The organism is Rhizobium sp. GCM10022189 (assembly GCF_042656325.1).
In the GTDB taxonomy this organism is placed as follows: Bacteria; Pseudomonadota; Alphaproteobacteria; order Rhizobiales; family Rhizobiaceae; genus Rhizobium.
In genome coordinates this window covers 23,122-40,045 of the sequence record NZ_JBHSOR010000058.1, presented here as the reverse complement: position 1 = coordinate 40,045, position 16,924 = coordinate 23,122, and the positions used below count along the sequence as shown (strand labels likewise).

The window sequence follows — 16,924 nt, the reverse complement described above, 5'->3', positions numbered from 1 at the left end:
TTTGCGTCTACAGTCGCAACCGGAGGAGTATCCATACAATCAGACGGGGTTCGGGAGACTGATAATGGCAAAGACCGAAGGTCAAATCGTCATCAAAAAATATGCCAATCGCCGCCTCTATAATACAGGCACCAGCACCTACGTGACGCTGGAAGACCTGGCGGAGATGGTGAAGAAGGGGGAGGACTTTGTCGTCCAGGACGCAAAGAGCGGCGACGACATCACGCATTCGGTATTGACCCAGATTATTTTCGAGCAGGAGTCGAAGACCGGCAACACCTTGCTTCCGATCTCCTTTCTCCGCCAGCTCATCACCTATTACGGCGACCAGATGCAGATGGTCGTTCCGAGCTTTCTCGAACATTCCATGCGCGCCTTCACCGAACAGCAGGCACAGATCCGCGAGCAGGTGAACCGCGCCTTCGGCGAAACGCCGCTCGGCAAGAACCTGCAGCTTCCCATGCAGATGGTCGAGGATCAGGTCCGCCGCAACACCGAAATGTTCCAGCAGGCCATGCAGATGTTCTCGCCCTTCATGACGCCGCCGCCCAAGGAAACGCGCAAGGCGGAGGCCAAGGATATCGACGAGCTGAAGGAACAGCTTCGCGCGCTGCAGAACAAGCTCGACAGCCTATAGGCCGATCGAGACGTCGCGGCCGGCACTGCGGATCGACACCGCAAAGCCGCCGATCACGTCGATCAGCGCAATGGTCATCAGAATGAAGAAGACTTGGGTCGCCGCATCCTGGACGAGCAGAAACTCGACCAGGAAGGCGATGAAGACCAGCATCGACAGCATGTGATTGACGAGGTTGCCGGAACCGTTCCGGGTTGCTTTCAATATTTCGAAGAAGAGCACGATGAGCGCCACGACGATGAAGAGATCGCCGAGCGCCATGCTCCAGATCGCACCCGAGAGCATCGACAGCACGATAACGTCGTGCTGGAGCGCGGGAATACCGCCGCCGCCCAACAGGCCCAACATCGCCAGATTGTAAAGAATAAAAGGTATAACCATCAGCGGTATTACGGTCATCATGCGGCCTGATCTCCCTGAACTGTCAGGAATACTGCCCGACATCACCGCCGCACTTCAAGACACCGAAGGTTATAATATCCTGAAAAGAAAAGGCCGGCGTCGAGCCGGCCTTCAAAACTTCATCGGACAAGCCGCATAAGGAATTATGCGTTTTCCTTCGGCGTCAGAACCTGACGGCCGCGGTACATACCGGTCTTCAGATCGATATGATGCGGGCGACGCAGTTCGCCGGAGTTCTTGTCTTCGACATAGGTCGGAGCCTTCAGTGCATCAGCCGAACGGCGCATACCGCGCTTGGACGGGCTTGTTTTTCTCTTCGGTACAGCCATTTCTCTTACTCCACTTGCGGGCAAAACATCTCCGCGGCCAGACTGGCGGCCGAAACGGACATGTCGCGATTTCGGAAATTTTGCGCGCTTATACATGCAAGGCGCGGTCTTGACCAGTCCCCAGATGTATTTTTTGCGATGCCGCTGATTCCCCGTTCAGACCTCGTCTTCCGGCACGATCCACGGCTCGGCACGCGCGGCCTCTTCCCATTTCCGCCAGGCCGGGTGCGCCTTCATCGCATCCATATAGGCCAGGATATCGGCGCTGCCGACGAGATCGTAGGCATCGAAGCGGTTGACGACGGGGGCAAACATCGCATCCACGCCGCTGAAGGCACCGAACAGGAATGGCCCGCCGGATGCCTGCAGCAGGTCGCGCCAGATCGTTTCGATCCTGATGACATCGGCCGAAACGCCGTCCGGCAGCGCAATCCTGCCCTTCGGCCGGCGGATATTCATCGGGCAGGCGCTGCGCAGCGCCCGGAAGCTCGACATCATCTCCATGCAAACCGACCGCGCAAGCGCCCGACCGGCACGGTCCTCCGGCAGCAATCCGGCTTCAGGAAAAAGCTCCGCCACATATTCGATGATGGCGAAGGATTCCCAGATCTTCAGTCCGCCATGCTGCAGCAAGGGCACATGCCCGCTCGGCGATACGGCCTTGATGTTGGGATTGCCGTTTGGATAATCGAAGGGGATCAGCACCTCTTCGAAATCGATGCCGACGCCCGTCAGCGCCATCCATGGCCGGAAGGACCAGGAAGAATAGTTCTTGTTGGCGATATAAAGCGTCAGCTTGTCCATGTGATTTCCTGTCAGGGTTCGAAATCGAAAATCAGCACTTCGTGGAAATGGTTCATGTCCTCGAACACGCAGAAGGCCGGGGGCATCAGCTCGAATACCGGAGCCTCCCGGCGGATATCCTCCGTCACCTCGTCGAGCATGGCCTGCCAGCGCGGCAGCGCCTCGTCTTCCAGTCGCTCGATCGCGTAGGCGAAGGTCATGTGGAACTTGTAGTCGTCGTGGTTGGGCTGACGATAACCCAGAAGATCGGCAAACGCATCCCGCCAGGCGCGCATCACCTTGCGGTCTGCCGCCGTTGCCCCTTCGACGAGCAGGCCGGTCGGCCGTGCATTGACGACGGCGACCTTGAAAGGCTCGAACACCGAGAACCCTTCGAGCCGCGCCGCCATAAGCTCGGTCATGTCGTCGATCGGCGTTTCCAGGGGAATGTCGCCGGGCCAGAAATTCTCCGCACGGCGGCCCTCGATAACGCCCTCGAAAAGCGTCATGTGGAGGCTTGTGATCGGCGTGAAGAGAAACTGCGGCGCTTCTGGCATCGCGAGATATTTTTCGCGTGCCGCGATCAGCGTCCGTTGCGTCTGCGAGCCCTTTACCGGGTGGCAGACGATCGTGTTGCCCTGCTCCGGCAGGAAACCGCCGACCTTGCGGTAGCGTGTGCCCAGATGCGCCGGCGGATGGGGATTATGGGTCCTGGAATATTGAAGAAGTTCGGGGGAAAATATCGTTGACGTCATGGGCGACTCAGGGCTTCCGTTGGTGCTGCTTTCGCCCTTATGGCAGGACCAAGAATGTCAGATGACGCTTGCCGCTTCCAACGACAAGTTCTGATATCAATCATAGATGCATTTGATGTAATCGCCCGAACCTTGAGCCCGTCGCTCGATCACGCCCGCCAGCCGCCGCAGACCCCGCCCGGGTTTTCCGGCATTGCGGTCGATGGGATTCGGCAGGGAAACCGCCAGAAGCGATGCCTGCCGGCGGGTGAGCTTGGCAGCCGGCACCTTGAAGTGATACTGCGCCGCGGCCTCGATGCCGTAAATGCCGGGACCCCACTCGGCGATATTGAGGTAGATCTCCATCAGCCGCCGCTTCGACCAGACGAAATCGGAGGCAACCGCGAGCGGCAGTTCCAACCCCTTGCGGATGAAGGAGCGGCTGTTCCAAAGGAAGAGGTTCTTCGCCGTCTGCATGGGGATCGTGCTGCCGCCACGCGTTTCCTGGCCCTGCAGCGTATCTTCGACCAGCATGCGCATCTCGCGCCAGTCGACGCCGCCATGGAAACAATATTGGCCGTCCTCCGACATCATCACCGATTGGACGAGAACAGGCGCGACATCGTCGATCGACACCCACTGCCGGTCATAACCGCGCAGGAGCACGAGATCCCGCAACATCAGCGTCGAAACCGGATGGATGAAGGGCAGAAGATAGAGGAAGATCAGGACGTAAGGCAAAAGCAGCACGGCCAGAACGGCAAGAACGATGCGCTTCAGCACCTGGCGGTCTCCAAACCAGCGCCGGCGAACCGGCGCCTCGGCGCTCTCCTCTGTCTCCGGCGCTATATCCAATGTCCCAGTCCGTTTTCGCCCTCGCCGTTGTCATACCGCCTGAAAACCCGCATTGCCAGAGCACAGCTGAAATCTTGGAGCGGTGATCGACAATTCCGTTGCCAGCAGCCGTTCCGTCGTGCCAAAGAGCGCGCATGGACGCCAAACGGGAAACATTCGAGACACGGTTGAAAAGCGGCGCTGCCGAGGTCGAGGCGCTGCTTGACCAGTTGCTGTCTGCGGCGGTCCTGTCCGACGAGATCGCCCGTCCGGATCTCCTGCGCGGCGCCATGCATTATGCCGTGCTCAACGGCGGCAAGCGCCTGCGACCCTTCCTTGTCGTGGAAAGTGCGGCCCTTCTCGGCGGCAACAGGCAGGCGGCCTTGCGTGTCGGAGCGGCCCTCGAATGCATTCATTGTTATTCGCTCGTTCACGACGACCTTCCGGCGATGGACGATGACGATCTGCGACGCGGCAAGCCGACCGTGCATATCCAGTTCGACGAGGCGACCGCGATCCTCGCCGGCGACAGCCTCCTGACCTACGCTTTCGATGTCATTGCCGCGCCCGAAACGGACCTGCCGGACCGGGCCAAGACGGAACTCGTGCTGGCGCTCGCCCGTGCTGCCGGCCTCGGCGGCATGGCCGGCGGCCAGGCGCTCGATCTCGCGGCGGAAAAACAGGCGCCCGACGAGGCCGGCATCATCCGCCTGCAGGCCATGAAGACGGGGGCGCTGATCCGCTTTGCCTGCGAGGCCGGCGCCATCGTCGCCGGCGCTTCCGCAGACGACCGGCAGCGCCTGCGCCGTTTCGGCGAGAAGATCGGCCTCGCCTTCCAGCTTGCCGACGATATCCTCGACCTGACCTCGGACATCAAGACGATGGGCAAGGCAACCGGCAAGGACGCTGCCCGCGGCAAGGGAACACTGGTGGCGCTGCACGGGATGGAATGGGCTGAAAAACAGCTGCGCCGGCATGTCGAGGATGCGGAAACTTTGCTTTCCCCCTATGGCGAACATGCCGCGGCGCTGGTTGCCACGGCCCGTTTCATCGCCGAACGAAAAAGCTGACGCAACAGAAGAGGCGCCGCTTGCGCGACGCCCTCTCCCTGCCCCACCCATTGCCTGTCAGGCGCGTGCGAAATGCCCCGTTTCTTTCGCGGGTGAGGACTGCCGCATCAGGATCGCCACGACCACAAGTCCGCCGATCACGCTCAGATGCTCGATCGCAAACATCATCTCGAGAAACGCCGCCTCGCCGCTCATGCCCCAGAAGGCGTGAGCGATCGGAATGGTCAGCACGGTGAAGACGCCGAGGGCGCCGGCCCCGAGCCAGACGTAGCGCCCTGATATGACCAGCGCCGATCCGACGAGCTGTACGAAGATGACGGCAAGCGCGACCGGCGCTGCCGGCGAAAGCCCGTAGCGCTCCATCTCGGCAAGCGCCGTGTTGAAGTCGAAAAGCTTGGCAAGCCCGCTCGACCAGAACATCAGGGTCAGGAGAATGCGGGCGAAAAGCCTGGTGATGGCAGATGCCAGCAGCCGGTTGATGAAATCGGGTGTCATGATCGCTCCCCTTCGATGATGCTCAGCCCATGGGCGGAAGCGGAATGTCGATGCCGAACCTGGCGGCCGTCTCGACGATCTTGCCGACATCGGGAACGCCCATTGGCGGGAAGGTCGTCGTTCCCGGCGCGAGCGGATCGCCGACGGCCACGAAGAATTCCTCGTGCAGGTCGCCGGGGAAATTGATCAGCAGCATGCGCGACGGCTTGCTGTCGATATTGCGGAAACTGTGCATGACGCCCGGCGAGACATGAACGAAATCGCCCGGGCCGCAATGCTTCGTCTCGTCGCCGACGATGATCTCGTAGCGACCTTCGAGAACCAGAAAGGCTTCCTGATCGGTCTGCGTATGCGGCGGCGGGCCGGCATTCGGCGCGGTATAGACTTCGATCACGGTAAAGCTGCCTTTCGTATCCGCATAGCGGGCGCGGAAGGTGAGGATGTTGCCGAGGAAGTGGACGGTCATCGGTGCCGCTGCGCCCGTCTTGAAGGAAGGTGTGGAATTCATTGCCTTGTGCTCCAAATAGTTTGTGATACACTCAACTCTTAATGAGACTAAAATCTCATAACGAGGCAAAAATGGACAGTCAAGAAAAAAAGTTCGAGCGCGTGAACCAGAAGCGCCGTACCCGCACGGAACTGTTGCGGGCGGCGCGAAAGATCATTGAAAAAGGGGGGCATCCCTCGGTCGCCGAGGTGGCCGACTTGGCCGGGATCTCCAGGGCAACCGCCTATCGCTACTTCTCGACACCGGACGAGATCATCCGCGAAGCGGTACTGGATGGCGTGGCCGATGTGATCAAGGTTGCGCCCGCGCCTGACAATGCCGGCGCGGCAACCGTCGCGGACCGGCTGGACAGGCTGGTTGCGGACGTCTTTCAGATGGTGCTCGGCAATGAGAGCGTCTTCCGCGCGCTGCTCGGCAGCTCGGCGGTCGGCGACAGCCAGGTTCGTCGTGGCGGCCGCCGCATCGACTGGCTGAAACAGGCGATGGCGCCTTTGGAAGGCGAAATACCGCCAAAGGAGTTCAAGCGCCTCGTCAACGCGCTCTCGCTCGTCATGGGCATAGAGTCGGTCGTGGTGATGCGCGATATTTGCGAGCTGGAGCCGAAGGAAGCCGAAAAGACCCTGCGCTGGGCCGCAAGGACCTTGCTTGCCGGCGCGTTGGCAGAAAGCACGAAGGCGGAGTGATTACTCCGCCGCTGTCTTCCTGCCGAAGCGCTTCTCGATATAGTCGATGACAAGCGCTTCGAAATCCGAAGCGATGTTCGGCCCGCGCAGCGTCAGCGCCTTCTTGCCGTCGATGAAGACCGGAGCGGCCGGCGTCTCGCCGGTGCCGGGCAGCGAGATGCCGATATCGGCATGTTTGCTCTCGCCCGGACCGTTGACGATGCAGCCCATGACGGCGACGTTCAGCGCTTCCACGCCCGGATATTTCTCGCGCCAGACCGGCATGTTCTTGCGGATGTCGTTCTGAATGTTCTGGGCAAGTTCCTGGAATACCGTCGAGGTCGTGCGCCCGCAGCCGGGACAGGCCGCAACCACAGGCACGAACTGGCGGAAACCCATGACCTGCAACAACTCCTGCGCCACCTGCACCTCGCGCGTGCGGTCGCCGTTCGGTTCCGGCGTCAGCGAAATGCGGATCGTATCGCCGATGCCGTTCTGCAGCACATAGCCCATGGCAGCCGAAGAGGCGACGATGCCTTTCGTGCCCATGCCGGCTTCGGTCAGGCCGAGATGGAGCGCATGGTTGGAGCGTTCGGCCAGCATGGAATTCACCGCGATCAGATCCTGCACCTGGCTGACCTTGGCCGACAGGATGATGCGGTTGCGCGGCAGACCGATCTCTTCGGCAAGCTGGGCTGAAAGCAACGCCGACTGCACGATCGCCTCATGCGTCACTTGGCGCGCCGAAAGCGGCGAGCCCTCCGCCTGGTTCTTGTCCATCAGCTGCGTCAGCAGTTCCTGATCGAGCGAACCCCAGTTGACGCCGATGCGCACCGGCTTGTCGTAGCGGATCGCCATCTCGATGATTTCGGCAAACTGCTTGTCCTTCTTGTCCTTGAAGCCGACATTGCCGGGATTGATGCGATATTTCGCCAGCGCTTCAGCACATTCCGGATGGTCGGCCAGCAGCTTGTGGCCGATATAGTGGAAATCGCCGATCAGCGGCACGTCCATGCCAAGGCGCAGCAGGCGTTCGCGGATCTTCGGCACGGCAGCCGCACTTTCATCGCGATCGACAGTGATACGCACCAGTTCCGAACCGGCGCGGTGGAGCGCGGCCACCTGGGCCACGGTGGAATCGACATCCGCCGTATCGGTATTCGTCATGGATTGCACGACGACCGGCGCCCCGCCGCCGACAATGACGCCGCCGACATCGACAGCAACGGAAGCGCGGCGCGGTTTCGGATCGAAATCGAAAGCAGACATGAAGAACTCTACACCCGGAAAACAGAGCCTTTCAGGTGGATCAAGCCCGCGAGCTTGTCAACCGCCCCGCATATCACTTTTGTTTGGAGGCGGCTCAGTGGCCGCCACCCGAGGCGCCGTCCGCATAATGCGCAAGCCTGGAGAAGGCGAGCACGACCAGAAGCAGCACCGGCAGCGCCATGAAGACGGCCGCAAAGCCGACATGCTCCGCCACGAAGCCGATCACCGAAGGCGCCACCAGCATGCCGGAATAGCCCATGGTCGTGACCACGGAAATGCCGATGCCGGGTTTCAGGCCGGGAATGTTGCCTGCCGCCGAAAAGGCAATCGGCACCATGTTGGAAATGCCGATGCCGCAGAAGGCAAAGCCGAGTATGGCGATCTCCGCATTCGGTGCGAGGCTGGCGAGCAACATGCCGACGATGGCAAACAGGGTGCAGATACGCAGCGTTTTCACGCCGCCAAGGCGGTCGCGGACCAGATCGCCCGCAAAGCGCATGATCGCCATGGTCGCCGAGAAGGCTGCAAAACCGAGGCCGGACAGCGCGACCGACGCACCCATTTCCTGCCGCAGATAAAGCGCGCCCCAATCCAGCACCGCGCCCTCCGGCACCATGCAGAACAACGCCATGAGACCAAGCAGCCACGGCAGCGGTACCATCGGCAGCCGCGTCTTTTCCTTCTTGTCTTCGGGATGCGGCGGATCGGCGAGAACCATCGGCCAGGCGACGGCAAGGAAGATTGCGGCCAGCACGGTCGCCAGTTCCGCATGGCCGAGAATTCCGAGCTTGGAGATGACGAAACCACCGAGGCCGGAGCCGATCAATCCGCCAAGGCTCCAGAAGGCATGGCAGGACGACATGATGGCACGGCGCATGGATTTTTCCACCGCCACCGCATTGGCGTTCATCGCCACGTCCATCGCACCGATGAAGCCGCCGAACAGGAACAGCGAGATTGCACCGGTAATGACGTTTGGTGCCAGCGTCAGGGCCAGAAGCATTGGCAACACACAGACGGCAAGCGCCAGCGCGACGACGCGCGAGCCATGCCTTGCGATCTGCGCGCCGGCGATCGGCATCATGACCAGCGAACCGAAGCCGAAGACGAGGATCATCAACCCGAGTTCGAACTTGGTAAGCCCCAGTCGCTCGGCAAAATCGGGAATCTTCGGCGCCCAGCAGCCGACGACGAAGCCGTTCATGAGAAAGAGCAGCGAAACCGCCGCCCTGCTCCTGGTGATGAAGCCGCTCCGTGCCCCCGGAACCGTGCGCACCTGATTATCCATTTCCTTGTCTTTCCTCTTGATCCGGCTGACCGCCCGATCCCAACAACAGGCGGAACGGCCTCAGACCGTTTTCTCCGCAATGATCGTCCGGCACCCCCGCGCGCGGTATTCCTCAAGCATGACGGCATCCGCGTCATGTTCCACCACAAGACATTCGCAATGCGCGACCGGCAAAACGCTGTGCGGCGCCGCCGTACCGAATTTCTCCGACGTGGCCGCAACCATGACCCGCTTGCTCCGCGATGTGGCGAACCGCTTGAACTCGGCGTCCTCGAAGCCGAAGGTCGTCAACCCCGCCTCTATATCGACGCCGCAGGCACCGAGAACGCAGAGATCGGGCGACAGCTGCTCCATGTCGCGCAGCGCCTTGGCGCCGAGCGAACCGCCGGTCTGGCGATCGACCAGACCGCCGATCAGGATCACGTTGACATCGGGTTTCTCAATCAGGGCAGCGGCGATTGCCGGTGCATTCGTGGCGGCCGTCAACGGAAGATCGGCCGGCAGCGCATGGGCGATCGCCAGATTGGTACTGCCCGCATCGAAAAAGACCGTGCTGCCGGCTGCAATTTCCCGTGCCGCGGCGCGCGCCAGCGCCTGTTTCCGCTCGGCGGCAAAGCTCATGCGCTGGCTCAGGCTTCCGCGCGCCGGCGAAGCCGGCAACGCGCCACCATAAACCCGCTCGCAGAGCCCTGCCGCCGCCATCTCGCGCAGGTCGCGCCGCACCGTATCCTCCGAGACGCCGAATTCGAGAGCAAGCTCCGCAGCCAGTACACGGCCACGCGTCTTGAGCCTCTCGGAAATAACAGCCTGGCGTTCTCGCAACAGGAAATCTTGCATGTTTATACCGGATCAACCTTTCAGGATCTCAAACCATGCATAAACAATGACAAACGTGCATGCAACATGCACGGCTACACGTTTTCTGACGGTGTGAAACAATGCCCCACGCAAAGGGCGAAATATCGCATATTGACCGTCCCCGGGGGCGGGACTATCGATCGGCCGTTCCCGATTCCTGCCGGCACATCCTGCCTCTGGTACGTCCCCGTGAAAAACTCCGTCAGCCTGGGCATTCTGCTCACGACAACAGCCTATATGGCGTTCACCTTCCATGACGCCATCGTCAAGGTTCTGACGGCGAGCATTCCCGTCTGGCAGATCCTGTTCTTCCGCAGTCTCACCATTCTTCTCGGCTGTCTCGCCTATGGTCGCGCCAGGCTGGTGCATCAGGCCCTCACCTCGCCGATCATCAAGCCGATGATCGCCCGGAGCATCCTTCTGCTCTGTGCATGGCTTTCATACTATACCGCCGCGAGCCACCTGCAGCTCGCGGAGGTCACGACCCTCTACTATGCCGCACCGGTCGTCGGCACGGTGCTTGCCTGGTTCATTCTGAGGGAAGAGGTGACGCCTGCACGCTGGCTCGCCGTCGGCATCGGCTTTATCGGCGTGCTCATTGCCTGCAACCCGGTTGGGCTGACGATTTCGTGGTCGGTCTATCTGGCACTGCAGGCAGCCGTGCTCTGGGCATCCGCCATGGTACTGCTGCGCAAGACCTCGCTGCATGAGAAGACAATCGTCCAGCTTGCGGTTTCCAACGTCTTCTTCCTCATCATGACGAGCATCGCCGTCATCTACACCTGGCAGACCCCGACACTGTCGCAACTCGCCCTGTTGATCGGCACCGGCGTGTTGGCCGGTTGCGCCCAGTTCGCCCTCTTCGAAGGCATGCGTCAGGCGCCGGTCTCGGTGCTGGCGCCCTTCGAATATACCTCGCTTGTCTGGGCCTTCGTCCTTGGATATCTGATCTGGGCCGACATTCCCGCGCACAATGTTGTCGTCGGCGCGGTCATGATCCTCGGGGCAGGTTTCATCATCATCGTCAGCGAGCGGCTGCGCCGTCGCGCCGCGGCCTGATACCGGTTTCAGCGGGATTCACGGCTGGAGCGGCGACTTGAGAAAAATATTCGCAGTTGCCGCTTTTATTTGCAGTTTTCTACGCTTCCGTTGCCGCAATTTTCTGCGATGTATCGCCATCCGAACACACTCTTCCCAAGGATGGAAAGAACAATGAACTGGTTGAAAACCGTCGCCGCCGCCGCTCTCATTCAGGCCGCAGCCCTCATGCCCGCCCATGCCGGCGAAAACCTGAGCGCCATCAAGTCTGCCGGCGTCTTCAAGATCGGCACCGAAGGCACCTACGCGCCCTTCACCTATCACGACGAAAGCGGCAAGCTCGTCGGCTTCGACGTCGAGATCGGCGAAGCGATTGCCGCCAAGCTGGGCGTCAAGGCAGAGTTCGTCGAAGGCAAGTGGGACGGCCTGATCGCCGGCCTCGACGCCAACCGCTACGACACCGTCATCAACCAGGTCGGCATTACCGACGCGCGCAAGCAGAAGTACGATTTCTCCGAACCCTATATCGCGTCCAAGGCCGTCCTGATCGTCCGCGACGGCGACGACAGCATCAAGTCCTTCGCCGATCTCAAGGGCAAGAAAGCCGCCCAGTCGCTGACCAGCAACTTCGGCAAGCTCGCCACCGAAGCCGGCGCCGAACTCGTCGGCACCGACGGCTTCGACCAGTCGATCCAGCTCGTGCTGACGAAGCGCGCCGACGCAACGATCAACGACAGCCTGTCCTTCCTCGACTTCAAGAAGCACAAGCCGGACGCCCCGGTGAAGATCGTCGCCCAGCAGGAAAATGCCGACTATTCCGGCATCATCATCCGCAAGGGCGAGCCTGAACTGCTCGAAGCGATCAACAAGGCGCTCACCGACATCAAGGCCGACGGCACCTACCAGAAGATCGCCGACAAATATTTCGGCCAGGACGTTTCGAAGTAAGTCCTGAAACCGGCGGTTTCGCGCTGCCGCCATATCCTTTATAGCTGCATGAAAAAGCGTTCGGCGAACCCTCGCCGGACGCCTCTTTTCTTGAGGACACGCCCTTGCCGCACTGGCTTCAACTGATGGCGGAATCGCTTCCCTCGCTCCTCTGGGCAGGGCTGATCTTCACCATTCCGCTGACCCTGCTTTCCTTCCTTTTCGGCCTGATCCTGGGCCTGATTACCGCGATTGCGCGGCTCTTCGGTCCCGCACCTGTCGCAGCCATCGCCCGCTTCTACGTCTGGGTCATCCGCGGCACGCCGCTGCTCGTCCAGCTTTTCGTCATCTTTTACGGCCTGCCGAGCATCGGCATTCTGCTTGATGCTTTTCCGGCCGCCCTGATCGGCTTCACGCTCAACATTGGCGCCTACAGTTCCGAGATCATCCGCGCGGTCATCTCTTCCGTGCCGAAAGGCCAGTGGGAAGCGGCCTATTCGATCGGCATGAGCTGGCGCCAGGCGATGAGCCGCACCATCCTGCCGCAGGCCGCGCGCGTCGCGGTTCCGCCCTTGTCGAACACCTTCATCTCGCTGGTCAAGGATACGTCGCTTGCGGCCGCCATTACCGTGCCCGAGCTCTTCCAGGCGGCCCAGCGCATCGTCGCCACCACTTATGAGCCGCTGATCCTTTATATTGAAGCGGCGCTGATCTATCTCGCCCTAAGTTCCGTTCTCTCGGCGCTGCAGCAGCGGCTCGAACGCCGCTTCGCGCGCTATGGCGGCATGCTGGAGGCAAATGCATGATCGAGCTCTCCAATATCGAAAAGCGTTTTGGCGACGCCGTCATTCTGAAGGACATCAGCATCCGCATCCCGGAAGGCAGCGTCACCGCCCTGGTCGGCCCTTCCGGCGGCGGCAAAAGCACGCTGCTCCGCTGCATCAATCTTCTGGAGATTCCGACCGCCGGCACCATCCGCCTCGGCGAAGAAGCGCTCTCCTTCTCCCCCGGCAAGCGCGTCGGATGGCAGGCGATCCAGAAGATCCGCCGCCAGACCGGCATGGTCTTCCAGAACTTCCAGCTCTTCCCGCACCAGACGGCGATCGAAAACGTCATGGAGGGCCTGGTCACGGTCCTGAAATGGCCGAAGGAAAGGGCCCGCGAACGCGCCCTGGAACTGCTGACCAAGGTCGGCATGGCCCACAAGACCGACGCCTGGCCCTCGACGCTTTCCGGCGGCCAGCAGCAGCGCGTGGCGATCGCCCGTGCCCTTGCCCCTTCGCCCCGCGTCCTCCTCTGCGACGAGCCGACCTCCGCGCTCGATCCGGAACTGTCTGCGGAAGTGGTGGATGTGCTGGGCCAGCTTGCCCGCGAGGGCACCACCATGGTCATGGCGACCCACGATCTCAGGCTCGCCTCCAAGATCGCCAACGACGTGGTCTTTCTGGAAGCCGGCAGCGTGGTGGAAACGGGCAGCGCAAGAGCGATCTTCAATGCGCCGGAACGGGAGCGCACCAAGCGCTTCATCTCCACGATCAACGCCGCCCATACCTACGATATCTGAAGCGATGCCGGGACACGGTAATCCCGGCATCGCTGACATTCCGATCAGCCGGCATAAACGACGAGCAGATCCTTGGCATCGATCTGGTCGCCGGCCTTGACCAACACCTCCAGGATCGTCCCATCCTTCTCCGCGTGCAGCGCCGTTTCCATCTTCATCGCCTCGATGGAGACGAGCACGTCGCCGGCGTTGACCGCTTGTCCGGGGGTAACGAAGACGCGCGAAATGACGCCCGGCATCGGCGCCCCGACATGGGCCGCATTGCCGGCTTCCGCCTTGCGGCGCGCCGCCGCCCCCGAAGCGCCGTGGGCGCGATCCGGCACCTTGATGCGGCGCGGCTGGCCGTTGAGTTCGAAGAAGACCGTTACCATGCCCTGGCTGTCGGTGCCGCTCATCGCCTGGTTGACGATGACCAGCGTCTTGCCCTTTTCGATATCGGCAAACAGTTCCTCGCCGTCAGCCAGACCGTAGAAATAGGCAGGCGTCGGCAGCACCGAGACCGGGCCATAGGTGTCCGAAGCCAATGCGAAATCGGTAAAGACCTTGGGATACATCAGGTAGGAGGCGAACTCGAAGTCGCTGACCTCGCGCTCCAGCTTGGTCTCGATCACCTGGCGCTCCGCATCGAGATCGGCATCGGCAAGCAGCGAGCCGGGGCGCACGGTATAGGGTTGCTCGCCCTTCAGCGCCTTCTTCTGCAGCGCTTCCGGCCATCCGGCCGGCGGCTGGCCGAGATCGCCCTTCAGCATCGAGACGACCGATTCCGGGAAGGAAACTTCCCTGTCCGGGCTCACGACATCGGCAACCGTCAGGTCCTGCGAGACCATCATCAATGCCATGTCGCCGACGACCTTGGAAGACGGCGTCACCTTGACGATATCGCCGAACATCTGGTTGGCGTCGGCATAGGCCTGCGCCACCTGGTGCCAGCGCGTCTCAAGCCCCAGCGAGCGAGCCTGTTCCTTGAGGTTGGTGAACTGCCCGCCCGGCATTTCGTGCAGGTAGACTTCCGAGGCAGGTCCCTTCAGGTCGCTCTCGAAGGCTGCGTATTGATGGCGCACCGCCTCCCAATAGAAGGAAATGCGTCGGATCCATTCCGGGTCGAGGCCCGGATCGCGTTCGGAACCGCGCAGTGCCTCGACAATCGAGCCGAGGCAGGGCTGCGACGTATTGCCGGACAGCGCATCCATGGCCGCATCGACGGCATCGACACCTGCATCCACGGCCGCAAGAACCGTGGCGGCGGCAATGCCGGACGTATCGTGCGTATGGAAGTGGATCGGCAGGCCGGTCGCCTCGCGCAAGGCCTTGAACAAAACCTTGGCCGCTGCCGGCTTCAGAAGACCCGCCATATCCTTCAGCGCGATGATATGCGCGCCGGCCTTTTCGAGCTGGACGGCAAGATCCGTATAATATTTCAGGTCGTATTTCGGCCGCGCCGAATTGAGGATGTCGCCCGTGTAGCAGATCGCCGCTTCGCAGAGCTTGTTCTCCTCGGCAACCGCATCCATCGAGACGCGCATGTTCTCGACCCAGTTCAGGCAGTCGAAGACGCGGAAGAGATCGATGCCGCCCTTTGCCGCCTGACGGACGAAATATTTGACGACGTTGTCGGGATAGTTCTTGTAGCCGACGCCATTGGCGCCGCGCAGCAGCATCTGCAGCAGCAGGTTGGGAGCCGCCTCGCGGATCAGCCCCAGACGTTCCCAGGGGTCTTCGGTCAGGAAGCGCATGGAGACGTCGAAAGTCGCTCCGCCCCAACATTCCAGCGACAGGAGGTTCGGCAGCGCATGCGCATAGGTGCCGGCAATCCGGGCGATGTCATGCGTGCGCATCCGGGTGGCGAGCAGCGACTGATGACCGTCGCGCATCGTCGTATCGGTCAACAGCACCTGCTTCTGTTGCCGCATCCACTCGCCGAACTTCTTCGGTCCGAGCTTGTCGAGAAGCTGCTTCGTACCGTCGGGGATCTTGCCGCCGTCTGCATAGGGTACCACCGGCTTTGCGGCATCTTCCGACGGACGCGGACGATCCTTCGCCTCGGGATGGCCGTTGACGGTGACATCGGCAAGGTAGGTCAAGAGTTTGGTGGCACGATCCTGCCGCTTGACCTGCTGGAAAAGTTCCGGCGTCGTGTCGATGAACCGCGTCGTATAGGAATTATCCTTGAACCGGGGATGCGTAATGATCGCTTCGAGGAAGGTCAGGTTGGTCGCGACACCGCGGATACGGAACTCGCGAAGCGCGCGGTCCATACGGGAAATGGCTTCCAGCGGGTTCGGCGCCCATGCCGTCACCTTCACCAGCAGGGGATCGTAATAGCGCGTAATGATCGCGCCGGTATAGGACGTGCCGCCGTCAAGACGGATACCGAAGCCGGAGGCCGAGCGATAGGCGGTGATGCGGCCGTAATCCGGAATGAAGTTATGCTCGGGATCCTCCGTCGTGATACGGCACTGCAGCGCATGGCCGTTGAGCCGGATATCCGCCTGCTTCGGCACGCCGGATTCCTCCGTGCCGATCGCAAAACCGTCGAGGATATGGATCTGCGCCTTGACGATATCGATGCCCGTGACGACCTCGGTAACGGTATGCTCGACCTGGATGCGCGGATTGACCTCGATGAAATAGAATTTGCCGGTATCGGCATCCATCAGATATTCGACCGTGCCGGCGCCGATATAGTTCGTCGCCTGCGCGATCTTCAGCGAATAGGCGGCAAGCTCCTGGCGCTGCGCTTCCGAAAGATACGGCGCGGGCGCGCGCTCGACGACCTTCTGGTTGCGGCGCTGGATGGAGCAGTCGCGCTCGAAGAGATGCACGACATTGCCGTGCGTGTCGCCGAGGATCTGGCTTTCGACGTGACGGGCGCGCTCGACCAGCTTTTCGAGATAGACCTCGTCCTTGCCGAAGGCGGCCATCGCCTCGCGCTTGGCCTCCGTCACCTCGCGGGCAAGATCGGCTTCCGAGCGGATGACGCGCATGCCGCGCCCGCCGCCGCCCCAGGAGGCCTTCAGCATGACGGGATAGCCGATTGCAGCGGCCATCCTGGCAACTTCCGCCATATCGTCCGGCAACGGATCGGTGGCCGGCACGACCGGCACGCCGACCGAAATGGCAAGATTGCGCGCCGCCACCTTGTTGCCGAGCTGACGCATCGTATCGGCCCGCGGGCCGATGAAGGTGATGCCGGCGGCATTGCAGGCATCGACGAATTCCGGGCTTTCCGAAAGCAGGCCGTAGCCCGGATGAATGGCGTCGGCGCCGGAAAGCTTGGCGACGCGGATCACCTCGTCGATCGACAGATAGCTCTCGATCGGCCCGAGATCACGGGCAAGATGCGGGCCGCGGCCGACCTGATAGCTCTCGTCGGCCTTGAAGCGGTGCAGCGCCAGCTTGTCTTCCTCGGCCCATATCGCAACCGTTTTTATCCCGAGTTCATTGGCCGCGCGGAAGACGCGGATGGCGATTTCGGAGCGGTTGGCGACAAGGATCTTCGATATGGGCAATGTACTCTCCTCAAAGC

At 61.6% G+C, this 16,924-nt stretch carries 18 protein-coding genes; 7 read left to right on the top strand and 11 right to left on the bottom strand.

The window, feature by feature from the left end; all coding sequences use genetic code 11:
• Window positions 1-64: 64 nt before the first annotated feature.
• The gene (phaR, locus tag ACFPWW_RS29185; protein WP_112564351.1) at window positions 65-637 is read left to right on the top strand and encodes a polyhydroxyalkanoate synthesis repressor PhaR; all 573 of its coding nucleotides are present in this window, start codon (window positions 65-67) and stop codon (window positions 635-637) included.
• Here the strand turns inward: phaR and ACFPWW_RS29180 are convergent.
• The 5 genes from ACFPWW_RS29180 to mtgA form a co-directional block, all read right to left on the bottom strand.
• A complete protein-coding gene (locus ACFPWW_RS29180) occupies window positions 632-1,039 on the bottom strand; it encodes a hypothetical protein (protein ID WP_113413223.1) in 408 nt (135 codons plus the stop codon). The two genes, phaR and ACFPWW_RS29180, sit on opposite strands and share 6 nt — an antisense overlap.
• 143 nt (window positions 1,040-1,182) lie before the next feature.
• Window positions 1,183-1,368 carry a 50S ribosomal protein L32 gene (gene rpmF / locus ACFPWW_RS29175; RefSeq protein ID WP_026186748.1) on the bottom strand — a complete coding sequence of 62 codons (186 nt, stop codon included), beginning with the start codon at window positions 1,366-1,368 and terminating at the stop codon, window positions 1,183-1,185.
• A 156-nt stretch (window positions 1,369-1,524) separates the two neighbouring features.
• Window positions 1,525-2,172, bottom strand: a complete 648-nt coding sequence (locus ACFPWW_RS29170) for a glutathione S-transferase family protein (RefSeq protein WP_377314675.1) — start codon at window positions 2,170-2,172, stop codon at window positions 1,525-1,527.
• An 11-nt stretch (window positions 2,173-2,183) separates the two neighbouring features.
• Window positions 2,184-2,906, bottom strand: coding sequence for a DUF1868 domain-containing protein (locus tag ACFPWW_RS29165; RefSeq protein WP_377314673.1), 723 nt, complete (start codon window positions 2,904-2,906; stop codon window positions 2,184-2,186).
• Between the two features lie 96 nt (window positions 2,907-3,002).
• Complete coding sequence (gene mtgA, locus ACFPWW_RS29160; RefSeq protein WP_377314671.1) at window positions 3,003-3,740, bottom strand: monofunctional biosynthetic peptidoglycan transglycosylase; 738 nt, start codon at window positions 3,738-3,740, stop codon at window positions 3,003-3,005.
• Between the two features lie 134 nt (window positions 3,741-3,874).
• Between mtgA and ACFPWW_RS29155 the strand changes: the two genes are divergently transcribed.
• Window positions 3,875-4,789: a polyprenyl synthetase family protein gene (locus ACFPWW_RS29155; protein ID WP_112564342.1), complete on the top strand. Its 915-nt coding sequence runs from the start codon at window positions 3,875-3,877 to the stop codon at window positions 4,787-4,789.
• Between the two features lie 57 nt (window positions 4,790-4,846).
• Here the strand turns inward: ACFPWW_RS29155 and ACFPWW_RS29150 are convergent, their stop codons facing one another.
• Complete coding sequence (locus ACFPWW_RS29150; protein WP_112564340.1) at window positions 4,847-5,284, bottom strand: DoxX family protein; 438 nt, start codon at window positions 5,282-5,284, stop codon at window positions 4,847-4,849.
• Between the two features lie 22 nt (window positions 5,285-5,306).
• Window positions 5,307-5,792 (bottom strand): cupin domain-containing protein, encoded by a 486-nt coding sequence (locus ACFPWW_RS29145; protein ID WP_377314669.1) that lies wholly within the window; start codon window positions 5,790-5,792, stop codon window positions 5,307-5,309.
• A gap of 71 nt (window positions 5,793-5,863) precedes the next feature.
• On the opposite strand from ACFPWW_RS29145, the gene ACFPWW_RS29140 reads away from it, so the two are divergent.
• The gene (locus ACFPWW_RS29140; protein ID WP_377314667.1) at window positions 5,864-6,475 is read left to right on the top strand and encodes a TetR/AcrR family transcriptional regulator; all 612 of its coding nucleotides are present in this window, start codon (window positions 5,864-5,866) and stop codon (window positions 6,473-6,475) included.
• Here the strand turns inward: ACFPWW_RS29140 and ispG are convergent, their stop codons facing one another.
• The 3 genes from ispG to ACFPWW_RS29125 all read right to left on the bottom strand — a co-directional run bounded on the left by ispG (window position 6,476) and on the right by ACFPWW_RS29125 (window position 9,848).
• On the bottom strand, window positions 6,476-7,723 hold the full coding sequence (gene ispG, locus ACFPWW_RS29135; RefSeq protein ID WP_113413219.1) for a flavodoxin-dependent (E)-4-hydroxy-3-methylbut-2-enyl-diphosphate synthase: 1,248 nt from the start codon (window positions 7,721-7,723) through the stop codon (window positions 6,476-6,478). It abuts the gene before it with no gap.
• 94 nt (window positions 7,724-7,817) lie between these two features.
• Entirely contained in the window at window positions 7,818-9,011 is a 1,194-nt protein-coding gene (locus tag ACFPWW_RS29130) for an MFS transporter (RefSeq protein ID WP_112564332.1), read from the bottom strand.
• Window positions 9,012-9,071: 60 nt separating this feature from the next.
• Window positions 9,072-9,848 carry a DeoR/GlpR family DNA-binding transcription regulator gene (locus ACFPWW_RS29125; RefSeq protein WP_377314665.1) on the bottom strand — a complete coding sequence of 259 codons (777 nt, stop codon included), beginning with the start codon at window positions 9,846-9,848 and terminating at the stop codon, window positions 9,072-9,074.
• A 210-nt stretch (window positions 9,849-10,058) separates the two neighbouring features.
• Here ACFPWW_RS29125 and ACFPWW_RS29120 point away from each other — a divergent pair, with 210 nt between their 5' ends.
• From ACFPWW_RS29120 to ACFPWW_RS29105, 4 genes are all read left to right on the top strand, one after another.
• Window positions 10,059-10,928: a DMT family transporter gene (locus ACFPWW_RS29120; RefSeq protein WP_377314663.1), complete on the top strand. Its 870-nt coding sequence runs from the start codon at window positions 10,059-10,061 to the stop codon at window positions 10,926-10,928.
• A gap of 153 nt (window positions 10,929-11,081) precedes the next feature.
• A complete protein-coding gene (locus ACFPWW_RS29115; RefSeq protein ID WP_377314661.1) occupies window positions 11,082-11,855 on the top strand; it encodes an amino acid ABC transporter substrate-binding protein in 774 nt (257 codons plus the stop codon).
• Window positions 11,856-11,959: 104 nt separating this feature from the next.
• Window positions 11,960-12,640: an amino acid ABC transporter permease gene (locus ACFPWW_RS29110; protein WP_112564324.1), complete on the top strand. Its 681-nt coding sequence runs from the start codon at window positions 11,960-11,962 to the stop codon at window positions 12,638-12,640.
• On the top strand, window positions 12,637-13,398 hold the full coding sequence (locus tag ACFPWW_RS29105) for an amino acid ABC transporter ATP-binding protein (RefSeq protein ID WP_112756058.1): 762 nt from the start codon (window positions 12,637-12,639) through the stop codon (window positions 13,396-13,398). Before ACFPWW_RS29110 ends, ACFPWW_RS29105 begins: the two co-directional genes overlap by 4 nt.
• Before the next feature lie 44 nt (window positions 13,399-13,442).
• Here the strand turns inward: ACFPWW_RS29105 and pyc are convergent, their stop codons facing one another.
• Window positions 13,443-16,907 (bottom strand): pyruvate carboxylase, encoded by a 3,465-nt coding sequence (gene pyc, locus ACFPWW_RS29100; protein ID WP_377314659.1) that lies wholly within the window; start codon window positions 16,905-16,907, stop codon window positions 13,443-13,445.
• Between the last annotated feature and the right edge of the window lie 17 nt (window positions 16,908-16,924).

Bases quoted from the DNA above. Each gene is read 5' to 3' on its own strand.
- ACFPWW_RS29140 (WP_377314667.1), top strand. From the start codon at position 5,864: ATGGACAGTCAAGAAAAAAAGTTCGAGCGCGTGAACCAGAAGCGCCGT.
- ACFPWW_RS29105 (WP_112756058.1), top strand. From the start codon at position 12,637: ATGATCGAGCTCTCCAATATCGAAAAGCGTTTTGGCGACGCCGTCATT.
- ispG (WP_113413219.1), bottom strand. From the start codon at position 7,723: ATGTCTGCTTTCGATTTCGATCCGAAACCGCGCCGCGCTTCCGTTGCT.
- phaR (WP_112564351.1), top strand. From the start codon at position 65: ATGGCAAAGACCGAAGGTCAAATCGTCATCAAAAAATATGCCAATCGC.
- ACFPWW_RS29125 (WP_377314665.1), bottom strand. From the start codon at position 9,848: ATGCAAGATTTCCTGTTGCGAGAACGCCAGGCTGTTATTTCCGAGAGG.
- ACFPWW_RS29155 (WP_112564342.1), top strand. From the start codon at position 3,875: ATGGACGCCAAACGGGAAACATTCGAGACACGGTTGAAAAGCGGCGCT.
- ACFPWW_RS29145 (WP_377314669.1), bottom strand. From the start codon at position 5,792: ATGAATTCCACACCTTCCTTCAAGACGGGCGCAGCGGCACCGATGACC.
- rpmF (WP_026186748.1), bottom strand. From the start codon at position 1,368: ATGGCTGTACCGAAGAGAAAAACAAGCCCGTCCAAGCGCGGTATGCGC.
- ACFPWW_RS29170 (WP_377314675.1), bottom strand. From the start codon at position 2,172: ATGGACAAGCTGACGCTTTATATCGCCAACAAGAACTATTCTTCCTGG.
- ACFPWW_RS29165 (WP_377314673.1), bottom strand. From the start codon at position 2,906: ATGACGTCAACGATATTTTCCCCCGAACTTCTTCAATATTCCAGGACC.
- ACFPWW_RS29180 (WP_113413223.1), bottom strand. From the start codon at position 1,039: ATGATGACCGTAATACCGCTGATGGTTATACCTTTTATTCTTTACAAT.
- ACFPWW_RS29130 (WP_112564332.1), bottom strand. From the start codon at position 9,011: ATGGATAATCAGGTGCGCACGGTTCCGGGGGCACGGAGCGGCTTCATC.
- ACFPWW_RS29150 (WP_112564340.1), bottom strand. From the start codon at position 5,284: ATGACACCCGATTTCATCAACCGGCTGCTGGCATCTGCCATCACCAGG.
- ACFPWW_RS29115 (WP_377314661.1), top strand. From the start codon at position 11,082: ATGAACTGGTTGAAAACCGTCGCCGCCGCCGCTCTCATTCAGGCCGCA.